At 65.9% G+C, this 18932-nt stretch carries 17 protein-coding genes; 13 read left to right on the forward strand and 4 right to left on the reverse strand.

What is annotated here, in order from left to right; genetic code table 11:
- Positions 1-7 precede the first annotated feature (7 nt).
- Positions 8-625 carry a glutathione S-transferase family protein gene (locus AM586_RS13485; protein ID WP_047826754.1) on the reverse strand — a complete coding sequence of 206 codons (618 nt, stop codon included), beginning with the start codon at positions 623-625 and terminating at the stop codon, positions 8-10.
- Between the two features lie 173 nt (positions 626-798).
- Between AM586_RS13485 and purB the strand changes: the two genes are divergently transcribed.
- Positions 799-2178, forward strand: coding sequence for an adenylosuccinate lyase (gene purB, locus AM586_RS13490; RefSeq protein ID WP_047826753.1), 1380 nt, complete (start codon positions 799-801; stop codon positions 2176-2178).
- 46 nt (positions 2179-2224) lie between these two features.
- Here the strand turns inward: purB and AM586_RS13495 are convergent, their stop codons facing one another.
- Positions 2225-4132, reverse strand: coding sequence for a TonB-dependent siderophore receptor (locus tag AM586_RS13495; protein ID WP_052234491.1), 1908 nt, complete (start codon positions 4130-4132; stop codon positions 2225-2227).
- A 321-nt stretch (positions 4133-4453) separates the two neighbouring features.
- Between AM586_RS13495 and AM586_RS13500 the strand changes: the two genes are divergently transcribed.
- The 3 genes from AM586_RS13500 to AM586_RS13510 are packed head-to-tail and all read left to right on the forward strand — an operon-like array spanning position 4454 to position 6197.
- Positions 4454-5014 carry a cytochrome b gene (locus AM586_RS13500; protein ID WP_047826751.1) on the forward strand — a complete coding sequence of 187 codons (561 nt, stop codon included), beginning with the start codon at positions 4454-4456 and terminating at the stop codon, positions 5012-5014.
- A gap of 10 nt (positions 5015-5024) precedes the next feature.
- Positions 5025-5591 (forward strand): YceI family protein, encoded by a 567-nt coding sequence (locus tag AM586_RS13505; RefSeq protein ID WP_047826750.1) that lies wholly within the window; start codon positions 5025-5027, stop codon positions 5589-5591.
- 33 nt (positions 5592-5624) lie between these two features.
- Positions 5625-6197 (forward strand): YceI family protein, encoded by a 573-nt coding sequence (locus AM586_RS13510; RefSeq protein ID WP_047826749.1) that lies wholly within the window; start codon positions 5625-5627, stop codon positions 6195-6197.
- A 127-nt stretch (positions 6198-6324) separates the two neighbouring features.
- Here AM586_RS13510 and AM586_RS13515 read toward each other — a convergent pair whose 3' ends face one another.
- Entirely contained in the window at positions 6325-7821 is a 1497-nt protein-coding gene (locus AM586_RS13515) for a hypothetical protein (RefSeq protein WP_047826748.1), read from the reverse strand.
- Between the two features lie 286 nt (positions 7822-8107).
- On the opposite strand from AM586_RS13515, the gene AM586_RS13520 reads away from it, so the two are divergent.
- From AM586_RS13520 to AM586_RS13555, 8 genes are all read left to right on the forward strand, one after another.
- Complete coding sequence (locus AM586_RS13520) at positions 8108-8377, forward strand: GlsB/YeaQ/YmgE family stress response membrane protein (RefSeq protein ID WP_047826747.1); 270 nt, start codon at positions 8108-8110, stop codon at positions 8375-8377.
- An 85-nt stretch (positions 8378-8462) separates the two neighbouring features.
- Positions 8463-9722: a phosphatidylserine/phosphatidylglycerophosphate/cardiolipin synthase family protein gene (locus AM586_RS13525; protein WP_047826746.1), complete on the forward strand. Its 1260-nt coding sequence runs from the start codon at positions 8463-8465 to the stop codon at positions 9720-9722.
- Between the two features lie 142 nt (positions 9723-9864).
- Positions 9865-12024, forward strand: a complete 2160-nt coding sequence (locus AM586_RS13530; protein WP_047826745.1) for a S46 family peptidase — start codon at positions 9865-9867, stop codon at positions 12022-12024.
- Between the two features lie 132 nt (positions 12025-12156).
- Positions 12157-13026: a DUF3365 domain-containing protein gene (locus tag AM586_RS13535; RefSeq protein ID WP_047826744.1), complete on the forward strand. Its 870-nt coding sequence runs from the start codon at positions 12157-12159 to the stop codon at positions 13024-13026.
- A gap of 3 nt (positions 13027-13029) precedes the next feature.
- Positions 13030-13695, forward strand: coding sequence for a toll/interleukin-1 receptor domain-containing protein (locus AM586_RS13540; protein WP_052234485.1), 666 nt, complete (start codon positions 13030-13032; stop codon positions 13693-13695).
- A 12-nt stretch (positions 13696-13707) separates the two neighbouring features.
- Entirely contained in the window at positions 13708-14820 is a 1113-nt protein-coding gene (locus AM586_RS29140) for a hypothetical protein (protein WP_047826743.1), read from the forward strand.
- Positions 14821-14822: 2 nt separating this feature from the next.
- Complete coding sequence (locus AM586_RS13550) at positions 14823-15518, forward strand: hypothetical protein (protein WP_047826742.1); 696 nt, start codon at positions 14823-14825, stop codon at positions 15516-15518.
- Positions 15515-16630, forward strand: a complete 1116-nt coding sequence (locus AM586_RS13555) for an alpha/beta fold hydrolase (RefSeq protein WP_047826741.1) — start codon at positions 15515-15517, stop codon at positions 16628-16630. Before AM586_RS13550 ends, AM586_RS13555 begins: the two co-directional genes overlap by 4 nt.
- A 12-nt stretch (positions 16631-16642) precedes the next feature.
- Here the strand turns inward: AM586_RS13555 and AM586_RS13560 are convergent, their stop codons facing one another.
- Complete coding sequence (locus AM586_RS13560) at positions 16643-17560, reverse strand: LysR family transcriptional regulator (protein WP_047826740.1); 918 nt, start codon at positions 17558-17560, stop codon at positions 16643-16645.
- Positions 17561-17667: 107 nt separating this feature from the next.
- On the opposite strand from AM586_RS13560, the gene AM586_RS13565 reads away from it, so the two are divergent.
- A complete protein-coding gene (locus AM586_RS13565; protein WP_047826739.1) occupies positions 17668-18882 on the forward strand; it encodes an MFS transporter in 1215 nt (404 codons plus the stop codon).
- Positions 18883-18932 lie beyond the last annotated feature (50 nt).

The following is an 18932-nucleotide window of genomic DNA, read 5'->3' on the forward strand; positions in this document are numbered from 1 at the left end:
GTCGTGCTCACACCGGGATCACCGGCACGGTGTCCTTGAACGAGGGGCGCTCGGACAGCTTGTCGAACAGGCGCGCCAGGTTCGGGTGTGCGCCGCGCCAGTCGACATCGGGGAAGCGCAAGGACAGCCAGCCCAGCACGCAGCCGACGGCGACATCGGCCAGGGTGTAGTGGATCCCCATGCAGAACGCCTGCTCGCCGAGGTTGTCGGACATGACCTGCAGGCCGTTGCGCACCTTGCCCATCTGGCGTTCGATCCAGGCCGGGCTCTGCAGTTCGGCGGGACGCTGGGTGCGTTCCAGGTAGGCCAGCACGGCAGCGTCGCCGACGCCGTCGGCCAGCGCCTCCCAGACCTTGACGTTGGCGCGGTCGCGGCTGTTGGCCGGCAGCAGCTTGCATACCGGCGTCAGCGTATCGAGGTACTCGACGATCACGCGCGAATCGTACATCGAGCTGCCGTCTTCCATGACCAGGCAGGGCACCTTGCCGAGCGGGTTCGACGCCGAAATTCTGGTATCCGGCGACCAGACGTTTTCCAGCTCGAATACATAGTCGAGCTTCTTCTCTGCCAACACGACGCGCACCTTGCGCACATAGGGACTGGTGACAGAACCGATGAGTTTCATAAATGCTCAGATTAGGGGAGTGGCTGACAGTATAGCATCGGGTCACGGCTGCAATCGCGGCCCGGTTCGCGGCCCGGGAAAGCATGCAACGCTGTCCAAATGTGGCTTGACAAACCAGGGACGGGCAGGCTCCAGGTGGTAAAATCGCGCTTTTGCACCCATCCCCGCCTGCCATGACCTCTACTGCATCCTCTCCTACCCTGTCGGCCCTGTCCCCGCTGGACGGCCGCTATGCTGCCAAGACCGACAAGCTGCGCCCGATCCTGTCGGAAGCCGGTTTCATGCACCACCGCGTGAAGGTGGAGATCGCCTGGCTGCAGGCGCTGTCGCAGGCAGGCTTCGCCGAGCTGAAGCCATTCTCGGCCGGCGCCGGCGCCCTGCTCGACAAGCTGGCCGCCGAGTTCTCCGAGCTTGATGCCGCCCGCATCAAGGAAATCGAAGCCGTCACCAACCACGACGTCAAGGCCGTCGAATACTGGCTGAAGGAGAAGGTCAAGGACGTGCCGGAACTGGTCGCGGCCAGCGAGTTCATCCACTTCGCCTGCACCTCGGAAGACATCAACAACACCTCGCACGGCATGATGCTGAAAGCGGCGCGCGACGGCGTGATGCTGCCGGCCCTGAACGCCATCATCGCGAAGCTGACCGAAATCGCGCACGTCAACGCCGAGCTGCCGATGCTGTCGCGCACCCACGGCCAGACCGCCAGCCCGACCACCCTCGGCAAGGAATTCGCCAACGTGGTCGCGCGCCTGCAGCGCGCCGTCAAGCGCATCGAAGGCGTCGAGATCCTCGGCAAGATGAACGGCGCGGTCGGCAACTACAATGCCCACCTGTCGGCCTATCCGGGCTTCGACTGGCAGGCGTTCTCGAAGAACGTGATCGAGCAGCGCCTCGGCCTGAGCTTCAACCCCTACACCATCCAGATCGAGCCGCACGACTACATGGCCGAGCTGTTCGATGCGATTTCGCGTACCAACACCATCCTGCTGGACCTGAACCGCGACATCTGGACCTATGTCTCCCTCGGCTACTTCAAGCAGAAGCTGAAGGCCGGCGAGATCGGCTCCTCGACCATGCCGCACAAGGTCAACCCGATCGACTTCGAGAACTCGGAAGGCAACCTGGGCCTGGCCAACGCCATGCTGCGCCACATGGCGGACAAGCTGCCGGTCTCGCGCATGCAGCGCGACCTGACCGACTCCACGGTCCTGCGCAATATCGGCGTCGGCTTCGGCTACGCCCTGCTGGCCTACGACAGCTGCCTGCGCGGCCTGAACAAGCTGGAAGTGAACCCGCTGCGCCTGGAGCAGGACCTGGACGCGAACTGGGAAGTGCTGGCCGAGCCGGTGCAGACCGTGATGCGCCGCTTCGGCATCGAGAACCCGTACGAGCAGCTGAAGGAACTCACCCGCGGCAAGGGCATCACCCGCGACGCGCTGCAGGAGTTCATCGGCAAGCTGGCGATCCCGCAGGACGCGAAAGACCTGCTGCTGGCGATGACGCCGGCGAACTACACGGGCCTGGCGGCCCAGCTGGCGAAGGCGATCTGAGTCGCAAACCTACGAACGTCGCCCCCGCGCAGGCGGGGGCCCTGAATTACCTCTGCCACACCAGCTTCAGCCCGAGCGTCCTCCCGACCTCGCTGCTGAACTGCTCCACGCCATACTCCCGGTGGCCGCCGTTCAGGTTGGTCCCGATCACCGACAATTCCATGCCCGGCGTAAAACGCCAGCCGAAACGCAGGTCGAGCGCCGAGTAGCCTGGCACCGCCGGGCGTCCGGTAGCGCCGACGCGGCGCACCGCCACTTCCAGTTCGCGCGTGCTGTCGAAGGCGTAGTTGGAGCGCAGCTGGGCGGTGTAGGCCGGATCGGCGCCGGTCGTCGCCACGCTGCCGGCGTCGCTGCTGCCCGGCTTCAGGTTGAAGCGTTCCCGCAGCGCCGTCAGGCCGGCGCTCACGCGCCAGGCGTCGCTCATCTGGTAGCTGCCCCAGGCTTCGATGCCCTTGGCCTGCCCTTCCATCAGGTTGCCGAACACGATGTTGCGGCCGTCGCTGCTGAGGTCCTGGGTGCGCAGGTGGTCATACAGGTTGCGGAAGGCCGTGACGGAATACGACATCCTCTGCCCGGCCTGGCCGCGATAGCCCAGCTCGAACACGCGCGCCACTTCCGAGCGCGTGCGCGGGCCGCCAGCCAGCAGGTAAGGCGGCGCGCCGGGGATGAAGGCGTCGACGTCCAGGCGCGACGGTGCGCGCACGGTGCGCGAGTAGCCGCCCCACAGCGAGTGTTCGGGCGACACGCGCCACGACAGGCGCAGGGTCGGCAGGAACTCGGTGCCGGTATACGGATTGCGCTCGTAGCGCGCGCCGGCCGTCAGGCGCAGGTTGTCGCGCAGTGTGATCTCGTCCTGGCCGAACAGGCTGGCCCAGGCCTGGCGGTCGCTGGCCGGCAGGAAAGCGACGAAAGGGCTGTTGCTGACGTGATCCCAGCTGTAGCGGTACTCGCCGCCCCACACGATGCTGTGCGCACCGAGGCGTGGGAGCGAGTGCTGGACCTGGATGTCGGCGAGATCGACCGCGTCCGTGAAGGTCGGCGGCACCTGGCGGTAGCGGTAGTCGTAATAGGCCTGGGCGCTGACGTTGCCGCCGCCGGCCAGGGCATGTTCCCAGCGCCCGGTCAGGTTGGCGCCGCGCGTGGTGATGTCGTCGATGCCGGCGCTGGCGCCCGGCGCGGAGATGAGTCCCGGCGCCGGCTGGCCCTGGGTGCCGCGCCAGGCATTGCCGTTCACGCTGAAGCGGTCGTCGCCGCGCTCCCAGTCGGAACGGAAGCCGATCTGGTCCTGCGTCCAGGCGTCGTCGATCGGCTTGCCGGAGGCGAGTTCGCTGCGCCCCAGGCCGAACACCTTGCCGTAGACGCGCCAGCTGTGCTCCGGGCCGCCCGCGCCATGGCGGAAGGCGGCCTGGGCGCCGTCCTGGTCGCCACGCACGACCAGCATGTCGCCGTGCGTGTCGGCGCTGTGGCGGGTAATGATGTTGATGACGCCGTTGACCGCGTTCACACCCCACAGCGTACCGCCCGGGCCGCTGATTACCTCGATGCGCTCGACGTCTTCCAGCATGACGTCGGGCTCGTCCCAGAACACCCCCGAGAACAGCGGCGAATACACGGAGCGGCCGTCGATCATCACCAGCAGCTTGTTGGCCGGGCTGTTGCTGGTGCCGTTCATGCCGCGTGCGGAGATGTAGTAGCCGGTGTTGGTGGCGCGCGCCACGTCCAGGTTGGGGGCCAGGCGCAGGGCTTCGGGCAGGCTGCGGCTGCCGGAACGGCGGATGTCGTCGGCCGTGATCACGAACACCGAGGCGGGTGCATCCTGCAGGCGCTCGGGCCGCTTGGACACCGAGGTGACTTCGATGTTCGCCAGTTCTTCGATCGACAGGTCGGCGAAATCCGTCTGGCGTTCGGCGCCCGTATGCTGGTCATCCGCGTGCGCGCAGGTGGCCAGAGCCATGCCCAGCAAAAGAACGGACAGGCGGGGCGCCGGGGGGACGCGGCAGGAAACGGGCACACTCATTGGTTATTAACGGAAATCATCATGTCGGACCATTATTATTGATAAATCGACTCGGGCAGCATTTTACCTTCGACCGGATGCTACAGGTTGCTCGAACGAAGCTTCGAGGACGAGTTCGCCCTTATTATCCCGCCAGCTGAACAATGTTATCCGTTTACCGGCCTTCCTTGCATAAGGTGGAACCGTTAAAGTAGCAGAATCAATACACCAGCTATTTGTTAAGATCTTGTTCCGACAAGAATGAATTCCGGAGAGACCATGCACGACCAGCAGCGGCAGCAGCAGGAACGCTACACCACGACCGCGATCGCGCTTCACTGGCTGATCGCGGTGCTGATCGTGGGCGCTTTCACGCTCGGGCTGGTGATGACGGACATCCCCGGCTTTTCGCCGACCAAGCTGCGCTACTACTCCTGGCACAAGTGGGCCGGCGTGACCGTCATGCTGCTGGCAGTCCTGCGCCTTCTGTGGCGCCTGAAGAACCGCCCACCGGCCCTGCCCGCCGCGATGCCGGCCTGGCAGAAAAGCGCCGCCCACGGCCTGCACCACCTGCTGTACCTGCTGATCTTCGCGGTGCCGATTTCGGGTTACCTGTACACCCTGGCGGCCGGCGTGCCGGTGGTGTATTTCGGCCTGTTCCAGCTGCCGGTGTTCTACGCCAAGAATCCGGCGCTGGCCGAGATTCTGAAGCCGGTGCACTACTGGCTGAACATGCTGCTCGCCGCACTGGTGGTCCTGCACGTGCTGGCCGCCCTCAAGCACCAGCTCATCGACCGTGACGGCACCATGCGCCGCATGCTGCCCGGCCGTTCCCTCTGAAGGAGAAAAAATGAAATTTACCCGTGCCAATGTCGGCCGTTCCCTGGCGGGCGTCCTTCTCGGCGTCGCGCTGATCGCGAACGCCGCCCCGCTCAAGACCGATGTCGCCCACAGCAGCGTCTCGGCCGTGTTCAAGCAGATGAACGTGCCGGTCGAGTCGAACTTCAAGCGCTTCAATGCGCAAATCGACTACGACCCCGCGCATCCCGAAAAAGCGACGGCGCGGGTCGACATCGATACCGCCAGCTTCGACATGGGCCAGGCCGACTACAACAAGGAAATCGCGAAGAAGGAATGGTTCAACTCGGCCCAGTTCCCGAAGGCGAGTTTCGTGTCGTCGTCGATCAAGCCGGCCGGCGCGGGCAAGCTGAACGTCACCGGCAAGCTGAGCATCAAGGGCAAGACTCTAGAGGTCAGCTTCCCGCTCAGCGTCAAGCCTGAAGGCGGCAAGCAGGTATTCGAAGGCCAGCTGCCGATCAAGCGCCTGGCGTTCAACGTCGGCGAAGGCGAGTGGCAGGACACCGGCATGGTCGCCGACGAAGTCGTCATCAAATTCCGCGTTGCAGCGGGACAGTAAGCAGCATCACCTCAACCAAGGAAAGCCGTCCACATGAAACTGAAGAACCTGAGCATCGCCCTGTTCGCAGCCGTCTGCGCAAGCAGCGCCTTCGCCGCCGACACCTACGCGATCGACCCGTCGCACACCTACCCGAGCTTCGAGGCCGATCACTTCGGCGGCCTGTCGGTCTGGCGCGGCAAGTTCAACAAGACCGAAGGCAATATCGTGGTGGACCGCGCGGCCAAGAGCGGCAGCGTCGACATCACCATCGACGCCACCACCATCGACTTCGGCAACGACAAGCTGAACGAGCACGCCAAGAAGGCGGAGATGTTCGACGTCGCCAAGTTCCCCACCGCGAGCTACAAGGGCAAGCTGGTGTTCAAGGGCGATGTGCCGACCAGCGTCGACGGCCAGCTGACCCTGCACGGCGTGACCAAGCCGGTCACCCTGAACATCGACAAGTTCAAGTGCATCCAGCACCCGATGCTCAAGCGTGAAGTGTGCGGCGCCGACGCCACCGCCACCTTCAACCGCAGCGACTTCGGCGTTGCCTACGGCACCCAGATGGGCTTCAATCCGGAAGTCAAGCTGGCGATCCAGGTGGAAGCGGTCAAGCAGTAAGAACGCAGGGTGGGGCAAATCAGTCCGGGCGACTGATTTGCGCGCCCACCATTGAAAAAGCCCCGGGGCCGCAAGGCGCCGGGGCTTTTTTTACGTCACGCGGGGCACGGGGTGCCCCCTACGTCGATTAACGGCCGTCGCGATCCAGGTCGCCCGGCATCGTGCGCTCGACCTTGTCCCAGGCCGCGCGGCTGGCCGACTTGGCCTGCTCCCACGACAGGCGCGAATGGCCCTTCACGCGATCCCATTCATCGGCCATGTGCGGCTCGGCCAGGTCGTAGTTCGGGTAGCGGCGGGCATTGTTGTAGCCCAGTGCATACGCCGGCGAGTAGTCGTCGTAGGTGTAGCCCGGCGAGTAGTACGGCTGGGTCTGGTAGTTGGTGCGCCAGTAGTTGTCTTCCTCGGTCGGGTTGACCAGGTGGCCGGCGCCCTTGCCGACCATGCCGCCGGCGATGCCGCCGATCGCGGCGCCGGCAGCCATGCCGATCGGACCGCCGACCGCGCCCAGCGCCGCACCGGTGGCTGCGCCGCCGCCCGCGCCGACGCCGCCGGCCAGGTTATGCTCGTGCAGCTGGTCGCCCGGTTTCGGGTTCACGACTTCGCCCGCGCCCTTGCCGGCCATGTCGCCGGCGATGCCGCCCGCCACCGCGCCAGCGACGGCGCCGATCGGGCCGCCGACTGCACCGAGGGCCGCACCAGCCATCGCGCCGCCGGCTGCGCCGGTGCCCTGGGCCAGGTTGTGCTCATGCAGGCGGTCGTCCGAGTGCGGATTCACGACTTCGCCCGCACCGCGGCCGGCAGCGCCGCCGGCCAGGCCGCCGATCGCAGCGCCGGCAGCCATGCCGAGCGGACCGGCCACGGCGCCTGCAGCAGCGCCCATCGCAGCGCCGGTGCCTGCACCGACGCCCTTGGCCATGTAGTGTTCACCCAGGTCGTCGCCCGCTTTCGGGTTCACGACTTCGCCGGCGCCCTTGCCGGCCATGCCGCCGGCGATGCCGCCGATCGCGGCGCCCGCCAGGGTGCCGACCGGACCGGCAGCGGAGCCGATCGCGGCGCCGGTGGCGGCGCCCGCGGCGGCGCCGATGCCGGTGCCGATCACGTGCGAACCGCCGTGCTTGGTGAAGGAGCTCTGCAGGTACTCGACGTCATCGTCGGAACGCGGGTTCACGCCCATCACGATGCCGCCCTGGTTGATGCCTTCTTCGTAGTGCTTGACGCGCTCTTCCGGAATGCCGGCGCCGATCAGTGCGCCGATCAGGCCGCCGGTGATGCCGCCCGCGCCGGCGCCCGCCAGCGCTGCGGCCAGCGGACCTGCGATCACCAGGCCCGCGCCCGGGATCACCAGGCTGGTGCCCAGTGCGGCCACGCCGGCCAGCACGGCGCCGATGGTGCCGCCGATACCGGCGCCGACGCCGGCGCCTTCAGCCGCTTTGCTGCCCAGTTCGGTCTCGGTGTCACTGAAGTGGGTCTTGCGGGTCGAGTCCGACATCATCAGGTTGACGTCGTCCTTGGTGTAGCCACGCGACGAGATGTCGCTGTAGGCGCGTTCTGCGCTGGCGCGGTCCGGGAACAGGCCGGTAACCATACGATTCTGGTTGGTCTTGGTGGTGTCGAAGCTGCTCATGGTGTGTCCTCTCAAGGTCGGTGTGCAGAAGCACGTGTTGCGTTGTATTTTGAAAATCAGGCAATGCAAGTAGGACAACGGTACGCCTGCCCAACAGTGCGCTTCTGTTCGCTGACGCACCGTACCCCGGACATTCCATCGATCAAAGAACGTCGCCGGTCTTTGCGCGTCTAACGTTCGTTGCCGCACCGACCCGGGGACGTACGCATCACTAGACTTTGCCCATGGCCTCGGCAATCAATCAATTGGCCTGGAGTATGTTTTTCCAACTTGAGGAGGAATCAACATGTTATTCATTATCTGGATCGTCGTCGGTGGTATTCTCGGCTGGCTTGCCAGCATGGTCATGAAAACGGACGCTGAACAAGGCATGATCCTGAATGTCGTGGTCGGTATCGTTGGCGCCTTCCTGGGTGGCTGGCTGCTGTCGCCGCTGTTTGGCTCCGGCACCATCAACTCCGATGACTTCAGTGTTTCGTCGCTGCTGGTTTCCTTCCTGGGCGCCGTCATCCTGCTGGCCATCGTCAATCTGCTGCGTCGCGGCCGCGCCCGCTAAGCAGTGCGGTACTTTCGCTAAAACCAACGCTTTCCGGCGTTGGTTTTTTTTTGCCTGATAAACGCCCATGCGCATAAAACGTCCTATGGTTGCATTCCTCGCCTGCATCGCTACCGTGATCGTGGGCCTGCTGGCATTGAATTTCATGCCCACCGAAAAGAAAATCGAAACCCAGCTCACGCGGCTGTACGACACGGATGATCCGCAATTCCGCCGTTCCCTCGGCGTGCTGCTCGGCCCGCCATTGGTCGAAGGCAACAAGGTCGAAGTCCTGCTCAACGGCGACCAGATCTTCCCCGCCATGCTGAAGGCGATCCGCGAAGCGAAGAAGACGATCACCTTCGAAACCTATATCTACTGGTCCGGCGCGATCGGCCGCGAATTCACGGAAGCCCTGTCGGAGCGCGCGCGCGCCGGCGTCAAGGTGCACGTACTGCTCGACTGGATCGGCAGCATGAAAATCAGCGACACGGAAATGGACCAGATGCGCCAGGCCGGCGTGCAGCTGCACCGCTACCACAAGCCGGTCTGGTGGAAGCTGGCCCGGCTGAACAATCGCACCCACCGCAAGCTCCTGATCGTCGATGGCCGCATCGGCTTCACGGGCGGGGTCGGCATCGCCGACAAATGGCGCGGCCATGCCCAGGACGAAGACCACTGGCGCGACAGTCATTTCCGCGTCGAGGGCCCGGTAGTCGGCCAGATGCAGGCGGTGTTCAACGACAACTGGACCAAGGCGACCGGCAAGGTGCTCGACGGCGAGGCATACTTCCCGGCCCTGACAGCCAAGGGCGACATGCCGGCGCAGATGTTCTCGAGCTCCATCACCGGCGGCGGCGAAAGCATGCACCTGATGTACCTGATGGCGATCACCGCCGCACGCCGCACGATCCACCTGTCGAACTCCTACTTCGTGCCGGACGAACTGGCGGTGAAGGCCCTGGTCGCGGCGGCGAAACGCGGGGTCGACGTACGCATCATTACGCCCGGCAAGATCATCGATTCGGACGTGGTGCGCGCCGCCTCGCGCGAGCGCTGGGGCGAGCTGCTGGCCGCCGGCGTCAAGATGGCCGAATTCCAGCCGACCATGTACCACGTGAAGGCGCTGGTGGTCGATTCGCTGCTGGTGTCGGTCGGCTCGACCAACTTCGACAACCGCTCCTTCAGCCTGAACGATGAAGCCAACCTGAACGTCCTCGACCCGGCCTTCGCCAAGGAGCAGGAAGCAGTCTTCGAACAGGACTGGCTGCGCGCCAAACCGATCTCGCTGCAGCAGTGGGAAAACCGCCCCCTGCATGACAAGGCGGCGGGCAAGCTGGCCGACCTGATCGGCGCGCAGCTGTAATTACAGGTGGCAAATATTGGTTGACGGTGATTTTTCACCTGAGCATACTGTGACGGCTCCCAGAGCCATGAGTCCACTCAACCAACGTATCAGGGGCCGCCAAAACCGGCACGCAACAGGTTTTCGCGGCCCCCACCACAAAATGAAAAAATCCTTGATCTCGCTCGCCGTCCTGGCCAGCTTCGCGGCACAAGCCGACGAAGGCATGTGGATGCCGCAGCAGCTGCCACAAGTAGCCAAGCAACTGAAAGCCGATGGCCTCAAGCTCGACCCGGCCACCCTGACCAAGCTGACCGAATTTCCGGCCGGCGCCATCGTGAGCCTGGGCGGTTGCTCGGCTTCCTTCGTCTCGCCGCAGGGCCTGGTGATCACCAACCACCACTGCGTCTACAACAGCGTGGCGATCAATTCGACCCCGCAGCGCGACCTGCTGAACGACGGCTTCCTGGCCAAGAGCATGGCCGAGGAACTGCCGGCCGCGCCGGGCAGCCGCGTGTTCGTGACCGAGGAAGTGGCCAACGTCAGCAATCGCGTGATCACCCCGGAAGTCGCCAAGCTGACCGGCAAGGCGCGCGTCGAAGCGATCGAGAAGAACCAGAAAGCCCTGGTGGCCGAGTGCGAAAAGGACGCCGGCTACCGCTGCACGGTGCCGAGCTTCTACGGCGGCCTCGAGTTCTACCGTATCAAGCAGCTGGAAATCCGCGACGTGCGCCTGGTGCACGCCCCGCCGTCGGGCGTGGGTAAATTCGGCGGCGACACCGACAACTGGATGTGGCCGCGCCACACCGGCGACTATGGTTTCTACCGCGCCTACGTCAGCAAGGACGGCAAGGCCGCCGACTTCTCGAAGGACAACGTGCCCTACCAGCCGAAGCACTTCCTCAAGATCGCCAAGGAAGGCGTGAAGGAAGGCGACTTCATCATGGCGCTGGGCTATCCGGGCCGCACCAACCGCCACCGCCTGCCGTCGGAAGTGGCCTTCACCTTCGACTGGAACTACCCGGCCTTCGTGAAGGCATCGGGCGAGACCCTGGCCGTCATTGAGCGCGAGACCAAGAACGATCCGGCCGCCAAGCTGAAATACGCGGGCCAGATCGCCGGCGTCAACAACTACTACAAGAACCGCAAGGGCATGATCGCCAGCTACGAAGGCAGCGACATCCTGGCGCGCAAGACCGCCGAGCACAATGCGCTGAAGGCCTGGGTCAACGCCAATCCGCAGCGCAAGGCCGAATTCGGCGCCGACATCGAGGCCGTCGAGAAGCTGATCGCCGAGCGCGACGCCAACGTCAAGCGTGAATTCTTCCTGAGCTACTCGACCCCGCGCTTCCTGAACTCGGCGCGTACCCTGTACCGCCTGGCCAACGAGCGCAGCAAGCCGGACGCCGACCGCAAGTCGGGCTACCAGGAACGCGACATGCCGCGCCTGAACGCCGTCATCGCCGGCCAGGACCGCACCTACGACGAGAAGGTCGACAAGGCGCTGGTGCTGAATTTCCTGAAACAATACAACGCGCAACCGGCCAACGAGCATAAGCTCGCCTTCGACAACGCCCTCGGCATCAAGCCGGGCATGAGCGAAGCCGAGCTGAAGACCGCGCTCGACAAGCTGTACGCCGGTTCGCAGCTGCAGAACAAGGACGTCCGCAGCGCGTGGCTGAGCAAGTCGCCGGCTGAGTTCCAGGCCAGCAACGACGCCTTCATCAAGGCCGCCGTTGCCCTGTACGACGCCGACCGCAAGGACGAAGCCGACGAAGAAGAACTGGGCGGCAACATCCAGAAGGCCTACGCCAGCTACATGAAGGCCAAGATCGCCTACATGAACAGCAAGGGCCAGGCGGTCTATCCGGACGCCAACTCGACCCTGCGCGTCACCTTCGGCAACATCAAGGGCCGCAACTACGGCGCCGACGGCACCGGTTCCTGGACCGCCTTCACCACCGTGAAGGGCGTGCTCGCCAAGCACACCGGCGAAGGCGAGTTCAATGCGCCGGAGCGCCAGCTGGCCGCGATCCGCGCCAAGGACTTCGGCAAGTATGCCGATCCGAAGCTGAAGACCGTGCCGGTCGACTACCTGGCGACGCTCGACATCACCGGCGGCAATTCCGGTTCGGCCGCGCTGAACGCCAGGGGCGAGCTGATCGGCCTGGCCTTCGACGGCACCCTGGATTCGATCATCTCGGACTGGGACTTCAACAAGGAAGCCACGCGCGACATCCAAGTCGACATCCGCTACATCCTGTGGAACATGGACAAGGTCGATCACGCCGACAACCTGCTGAAGGAGATGGGCGTCAAGTAATCGCCCGCACGGGCGCCGTCCGGCCCCCGTCCCAAAAAGCCACGCTGCCTTCGGGCGCGTGGCTTTTTTTATTACAAAGAGTATTTAGTTTGATATCATTTTGCGATTAATCAGCGATCCTTCTGCCGCCCTATGAAGCTGCTCGTCAAAATCAATCTGGGTCTGGTCGCCGTGTTCGGAGTCGGCTTTCTCGCCACTGGCTTCTTTACGCGCCAGGTGCTGCAGCAGCACGCGGAGCAGGAAGTGATCGGCCATGCGCGGCTGATGATGGAGGCGGCGATGGCGGCGCGCGGCTACACCACCAGCGAAATCAAGCCCCTCCTCACCCCGCAGCTGCTCAAGACCTTCCTGCCGCAGACCGTCCCCTCGTATGCGGCGACCCAGAGCTTCGCGGCCCTGCACAAATCGAATCCCGACTACTCGTACAAGGAAGCGACGCTGAACCCGACCAATCCGCGCGACCGCGTGGTCGACTGGGAAGCGGACGTGGTGCAGCGCCTGCGCGATCATCCGGACACCAGGGAATTCATCGGCCAGCGCAACAGCGAAACCGGTCCTTCGCTGTACCTGGCGCGCCCGATCCGCATCAACGACGAGCAGTGCCTGAGCTGCCACAGCACCCCGGCCGCGGCGCCGGCCAGCATGCTGGCCCTGTACGGATCGAACAACGGCTTCGGCTGGAAGCTGGGCGAGGTGGTCGGCAGCCAGATCGTCTCGGTGCCGCTGGACGTGGCCATGCGCCAGGCCGACCGCACCGTGAAAGGAATCATGACCGGCTTCGCCCTGTCCTTCGCCGCGCTGCTGGTGTTCGTGAACGCGGTAATGTACTGGCTGGTGCTGCGCCCGATGCAGCGCATCGCGCGCATCGCCGACGCGGTGAGCGAAGGCCGCGCCGGCGTCGAACCCTTCCCGAAAGGCGGCAGCGACGAACTGGCGGTGCTCAGTACCGCCTTCACGCGCATGCGCCGCAGTATGGAAAAAGCCCTCGCGCTGCTGGATTGAACCATGCCCTACGACGTTTTCCTCAGCCACTCCCATGTCGACAAAAGCCATGCCGACGCGATCTGCCACTGCCTCGAAAACGCCGGGGTGCGCTGCTGGGTCGCGCCGCGCGACATCCGCCCCAGCGAAGACTGGGCGGAGGCCATCATCAACGGCATGGACCAGTGCCGCATCCTGCTGCTGATCTTCTCGTCCAGCTCCAACAACTCGCCGCAGGTGCGGCGCGAAGTCGAGCGCGCGGTCAACAAGGGGCTGACGATCCTGCCGTTCCGGATCGAAGCGGTGGCGCCGTCCAAGAGCCTCGAATACTTCATCAGCACCCAGCACTGGCTCGACGCCTTCGACCGCGACCTCGATCTCAGCCTGGCCGAGCTCCGGCAAAGCGTGAGCGCCGTGCTGGGAACGCGCCGGCATGCGGAACCCGCGCCGGCCTTCATCCCTGCGCCCGCGCCGCCGATCATTCCCGCGCCTTCCCTGGCGCCCGCCGACCAGGAACCGCTCGCCCTCGAACTGGCGCGCGTCCTCGGTCCGATCGCGCGCCAGCTGGTCAAGCGCGCGGCACTGCCCGGCCGCAGCCGCCAGGACGTGATCGCGGCGGTGGCGCAGGAAATCGACGACGCCGCGGAACGCAAGCAGTTCCTGAGCCGCTGCGGCGCCCAGTCCACCTGAGCCAGGCCTCCCATGTCCCGTTTCGATATCCGCTGCCGCAGCGCCGGCCGTATCCGCAATTTCTTCCGCCGGCATTTCCTGCTGGCCGGCTGGGAGGCGCACGACCTGCCCGCCGCGCCCAGCCAGGACAGCAGCCAGGCCCTGCTCGAACGGCTGACCGGTCCGGTCCTGCTGCAGCGCGTGACCGGCGCCCTGCACGAGTCGGATGCGCAGGCCCAGCGGATCGGCGGCTGCGCACGCGACGCCTACACAGTGCTCTACGGCTGCTCGGCGCTGGCGGTGCTGCTGGCCGCATGGGGCGTGGCCTCGGAATCGGACGGCCTGCGTCTTGCGCTGGCGGTGGCGGAACTGGCGACGCTGCTGGTGCTGTTCCTTACCTTCCGCAGCGCGCACAAGGTCAACTGGCACGAGCACTGGCTCGGGCTGCGCTTTCATGCGGAATTCCTGCGCTGCCTGCCGCTCGTGGTGGCGCTGGACCGGGAACGCGCGCCGCTGTGGCTGCACGGCCGCGCGCAGCACGGGATCGATGCGGAAGACGCGCCCCTGCCGCCTCACCTGGCCGCGCTGTCCGGCCATCGCCACGCCAGCCAGGATGCGCGCGCCGCCGCCCACGAGCGCGAACGGCACGAGATGCGCGCCGGCCTGCTGGCGAAACTGGGCGCCCTCTGCAGCGCCGACCAGTGGACCTACACCCGGACCGCGCTGGCCTATGCGCTCCAGCTCGCGCGCCAGCAGCTGCGCTACCACTGCCGGCGCGCGCAGGAGGAGCAGATCATCGTCCACCGCGTCCATGCGATTTCGCTGGCCAGCTTTGCGGTCACCATCGCGGCGGTGATGGCGCACCTGGTCTGGCATGAGCCGGTCCTGACCATGATCTCGACCGGGGTCCCGGCCTTCGCCGCTTCCCTGCAGGGTTTCACCGCGCAGGAAGAGTCGGAGCGCCTGACGGCATCGTACGGGGCGATGGCGCACCGGCTGGATGCCTGGCTGAACACCGCGCTGGAAGACGGCGCGGGCGTTGGCGACGTGCAGGAGCATCTGTCGACGCTGGTGGAGTTGCTGATGTCCGAAGTCCACGACTGGCACCGCCTGTTCGGCGAAAAAGGCATGTACCACCTCGGCTGACGATGACTGCGCCCGACGCTTCCACCTTCGCGATCGCGGTCAGCGGTCACCGCGCGCTGGATGCGGACGACTGCGTGCGGGCGCGTGCGCAGCTGTCCGCGCTGCTGGCCGCGCTGGTGGCCGGGACTGCGCAGGCGGCCCCGCGGACGCGGCTGGATTGCCTGTCCGCGCTGGCGGCGGGCGCGGACCAGCTGTTCGCCGAGCAGGTGCTGGCCCTGCAGGCGCAGTGCGGCGCCGGGCGGGTACGGCTGCTGGTGCCGCTGCCGATGCCCGAAGCGGACTACATCGAGAGCCAGGAGGCGCCGGGGTCGCACGCATTCCGCGACAGCTATCTTGCCCTGCGCGCCCGCGCGCAGGACGTGTTCGAGGTGCCGGCGGACGGCGGCCCGCTCACCGGCAGCGCACCCTACGAAAGGCTGGGGGATTATCTCGCGCAGAAGGCGGACCTGCTGGTCGCGCTGTGGGACGGCGACACCAATGCGGCGCGCCAGCCCGGCGGCACTTTCGACGTGGTGATGCGTTATCTCGCCACGCCGGGGCGCGCGGTGCTGCACCTGCCGGCGCGCCGTGCGGGCGCCGCCGCCGCGGGGGCGCACACGCTGCCGGCCGTGCTGACGATGGACGGCGCCGGCGGATTGCGGCGCAACGAGGACCCGGCGGCGCTCGCATCCTGCTGCCCAGCCCGGAGGAATGGATGAACAAGAGATGGATCGCATGCTGGGCCCTGGCTGGCTTGCTGGGGATGGGGACGGCCGCGGCGCAGGACGCCGGTGCGCTGGCGCTGGCGAAGGACTGGCGCGACGCGCGCGCGGCGGTGGCGGACCTGGAAAGGATCGCCGCGCCGGAAGGCGTGCAGGAGTCGTACAGGAGCAGCATCGGCGGCATCGACCAGTGGATCAATGTGCGCGGCCAGGACCGCGCCAATCCGATGATCCTGTTCGTGCATGGCGGTCCGGCCTCGCCGATCACCCCGACCATGTGGCAGTTCCAGCGTCCGATCGAGGAATACTTCACGGTCGCCAACTACGACCAGCGAGGGGCGGGCAAGACCTACGGCGAGACCGATCCGGACACGGTGGCGGGCACGATCCGCATCGACCGCTACGTCGACGACGCGATCGAGGTGGCCGAGCACCTGCGCCGGCGCTACGGCAAGCGCAAGCTCATCCTGATGGGACACAGCTGGGGCACCATCGTCGGCATGAAGGCGGCGCTCAAGCGCCCCGACCTGTTCTATGCCTACGTCGGCATCGGCCAGGTGATCAATGTGCGGGAGAACGAACGCATCAGCTTCGACTACGCGCTGGCGCAGGCGAAGGCACACGCCAACCGGGAGGCGCTGAAGGAAATGGCCACGATCGCGCCCTACCCCGGCGACCAGCCGATCACGCGCGAGCGCATCGTCGTGGCGCGCAAGTGGCCGCAGTACTACGGCGGCCTGAGCGCCTTCCGCAGCAGCTCGGGCTATTTCTTCGACGGCCCGCTGCTTTCGCCCGAATACGACCGCAAGCAGGTGCGCGACATCGACCAGGGCAGCCTGCTGACGCTGGGACGGGTGCTGCCCGAATTCGTGCAGGTCGACTTCTCAAGCGTGAAGCGCTTCCCGATCCCGGTCGTGATGTTCCTCGGCCGGCACGACTACACCACGCCCACCGCGCCGCTCGAGGCCTGGCTGGCGCAGGTGAAGGCGCCGTCCAAGCAGGCCGTCTGGTTCGAGCACTCGGCGCACATGATCCCGTGGGAAGAGCCGGGCAAGACCCTGGTCAGCCTGCTGACCTATGTGCTTCCGCTGACCCGGCCGGCGCAGTAAGGCCAGCGCGCGTCAAGCCTGCACGATGGGCCACGCGGTCTCGGGCGCGCGCAGGCACTCGGCGAGGTAATCCACCATCGATCCGATCTTGGCCGATACCGCCGAATGCCGGTAGAACACGGCGTTGATCGGCCGCGTCGTCTCGACATTCAGGTGCGGCAAGACTTCCACCAGCCGGCCGCCGGCGATGTCCGCCGCTGTCATGAAATCCGAAATGCAGGCGATGCCCATGCCTTGCAGCGCAAGCTGGCGCAGCGTCTCTCCGCTCGACCCGGTGAGCGTCGGGACGATGTTCACCGGCCTGCCGTCGGCATGGCGCAGCGGCCACTGGTTCAGGCTCTCGGGTTCGCTAAAGCCCAGCAATTCGTGGCGGAGCAGCGCCGGGACGTCTTCCGGCACGCCGTTGCTGGCCAGGTAGGCGGGGCTCGCAACCAGGCGGATACGGGTGTGGCCGAGCAACCTGCCGTGCAAGGTGGAGTCCTTCAGCTCGCCGATCCGGATCGCCAGGTCGACGCGGCGCTCCAGCAGGTCGATGAAACCCTCATTGCTGCAGAGGCTCAATTCCACACCCGGGTGGCGTGCGCGGTAACCGGGCATCAGCGGCACCACCACGTGCAGCATGAAGGGCGTGGCGGCATCCACCCGCAGCTTCCCGGCGAGCCGTCCATGGCGTTCCACCAGCCGGTCCTGCGCGGCCTGCACGGACGCCAGGATGGCGCGCGCATCGGCGACGAAGTCGTTGCCGTCATCGGTCAGGTCGAGGCGCCGGGTCGTGCGGCGCATCAGGGTCGTGTTCAGCTTCGTTTCCAGCCGGGCCAGCAGGCGGCTGATTGCCGATACCGGCTGTCGCATGCGTTCGGCGGCAGCCGTCATGGACCCGGTGTCCACGATGGCGAGGAAGATCTCCAATTCATCGAGCGTCAGCTTCATTTTTTCATCTCAAGCAAAAGTATTTTGAATATTAGCCCCTTTATCTGAGAAAGTGCCGGAGACATACTTTCTCCCTTTTCTCCAGTCGAGTTGCCCGGTCCCAGCCCATGCAAGTTTCCACAAGCTCTACAAGCAAGGCGGCATTCCCCCTGCTGGCCCTGGCCATCGGCGCCTTCGGCATCGGTACGACGGAATTCGGTCCGATGGGCATGCTGTCGACCATTGCCAAAGGCGTCGATGTCTCGATTCCGTCGGCCGGGCTGCTGGTGTCCGCCTACGCGATCGGCGTGACCGTCGGGGCACCGGTCATGACCCTGCTGCTGGCGCGCTGGCCGCGCCGCAAGGCCCTGGTCGCCCTGATGGCGCTGTTTGCACTCGGCAATACGCTGTCGGCGATCGCCCCCGACTATGCCGGCCTGATGGCGGCGCGGATCGTCACCAGCCTGACCCATGGCGCCTTCTTCGGGATCGGCTCGGTCGTCGCCGCCAGCCTGGTGCCGCGCGCGCGCCAGGCAAGCGCCGTCGCCATGATGTTCATGGGGCTGACCGTCGCCAACATCGGCGGCGTACCGGCCGCTGCCTGGCTCAGCGATCACATCGGCTGGCGCCAGTCCTTCGGCGCGATCGGCGCCCTGGGCCTGCTGGCGATGGCATCCCTGCTGATGTTCCTGCCGCAGGGAAGCCGGGGGCAGGCGCCGGACGTGCGCAGCGAGCTGAAGGTCCTGATGCGTCCGGTCGTGCTGCAGGCACTCCTGACGACCGTGCTGGCATCGGGCGCCATGTTCGCGCTGTACACCTACATTAATCCAGCGCTGCAGTCCTTTACCAGCGCATCGCCCACCTTCATCACGCTGATGCTGGCCCTGGTGGGAATCGGCTTCACGATCGGCAATTCGCTCGGCGGGAAGATGGCGGACCGTTCGATCGACAGGACCCTGATCGTGTTCCTGCTGGTGGAATCGGCAATGATGCTTGCCTTTCCCTGGCTGGCCGCGACCCGGGCCGGCGCGGCCATCGGACTGCTGGTCTGGGGCATCGCCTCGTTCGCGCTGGTGCCGCCGGTGCAGATGCGCGTGATGCGCGCCGCGGCGCAGGCCCCGGGTCTGGCGTCCTCGGTCAACATCGGCGCTTTCAACCTGGGCAACGCGATCGGCGCGATGCTCGGCGCCGTCGTCCTGAACGCCGGCCTGGGCTACGCGGCGGTCATGGTCTGCGGCGCCGGCCTGACCGTGCTTGCCCTCGTGCTGGTCGTCCGTTCCGCCCGCCGCGGCGCGCGCCAGACGGCCAAGCAGGGCGCCAGCCACGAAGCGCATTGCAGCTGAGGCTGCCGCTCACCCGTCTCATTCACTCTACCTATCTTAGCTCTAACAAC

Source organism: Massilia sp. WG5 (assembly GCF_001412595.2).
Taxonomy (GTDB): domain Bacteria; phylum Pseudomonadota; class Gammaproteobacteria; order Burkholderiales; family Burkholderiaceae_D; genus Telluria.

Bases quoted from the DNA above. Each gene is read 5' to 3' on its own strand.
- AM586_RS13485 (WP_047826754.1), bottom strand. From the start codon at position 625: ATGAAACTCATCGGTTCTGTCACCAGTCCCTATGTGCGCAAGGTGCGC.
- purB (WP_047826753.1), top strand. From the start codon at position 799: ATGACCTCTACTGCATCCTCTCCTACCCTGTCGGCCCTGTCCCCGCTG.
- AM586_RS13495 (WP_052234491.1), bottom strand. From the start codon at position 4,132: ATGGCTCTGGCCACCTGCGCGCACGCGGATGACCAGCATACGGGCGCC.
- AM586_RS13500 (WP_047826751.1), top strand. From the start codon at position 4,454: ATGCACGACCAGCAGCGGCAGCAGCAGGAACGCTACACCACGACCGCG.
- AM586_RS13505 (WP_047826750.1), top strand. From the start codon at position 5,025: ATGAAATTTACCCGTGCCAATGTCGGCCGTTCCCTGGCGGGCGTCCTT.
- AM586_RS13510 (WP_047826749.1), top strand. From the start codon at position 5,625: ATGAAACTGAAGAACCTGAGCATCGCCCTGTTCGCAGCCGTCTGCGCA.
- AM586_RS13515 (WP_047826748.1), bottom strand. From the start codon at position 7,821: ATGAGCAGCTTCGACACCACCAAGACCAACCAGAATCGTATGGTTACC.
- AM586_RS13520 (WP_047826747.1), top strand. From the start codon at position 8,108: ATGTTATTCATTATCTGGATCGTCGTCGGTGGTATTCTCGGCTGGCTT.
- AM586_RS13525 (WP_047826746.1), top strand. From the start codon at position 8,463: ATGGTTGCATTCCTCGCCTGCATCGCTACCGTGATCGTGGGCCTGCTG.
- AM586_RS13530 (WP_047826745.1), top strand. From the start codon at position 9,865: ATGAAAAAATCCTTGATCTCGCTCGCCGTCCTGGCCAGCTTCGCGGCA.
- AM586_RS13535 (WP_047826744.1), top strand. From the start codon at position 12,157: ATGAAGCTGCTCGTCAAAATCAATCTGGGTCTGGTCGCCGTGTTCGGA.
- AM586_RS13540 (WP_052234485.1), top strand. From the start codon at position 13,030: ATGCCCTACGACGTTTTCCTCAGCCACTCCCATGTCGACAAAAGCCAT.
- AM586_RS29140 (WP_047826743.1), top strand. From the start codon at position 13,708: ATGTCCCGTTTCGATATCCGCTGCCGCAGCGCCGGCCGTATCCGCAAT.
- AM586_RS13550 (WP_047826742.1), top strand. From the start codon at position 14,823: ATGACTGCGCCCGACGCTTCCACCTTCGCGATCGCGGTCAGCGGTCAC.
- AM586_RS13555 (WP_047826741.1), top strand. From the start codon at position 15,515: ATGAACAAGAGATGGATCGCATGCTGGGCCCTGGCTGGCTTGCTGGGG.
- AM586_RS13560 (WP_047826740.1), bottom strand. From the start codon at position 17,560: ATGAAGCTGACGCTCGATGAATTGGAGATCTTCCTCGCCATCGTGGAC.
- AM586_RS13565 (WP_047826739.1), top strand. From the start codon at position 17,668: ATGCAAGTTTCCACAAGCTCTACAAGCAAGGCGGCATTCCCCCTGCTG.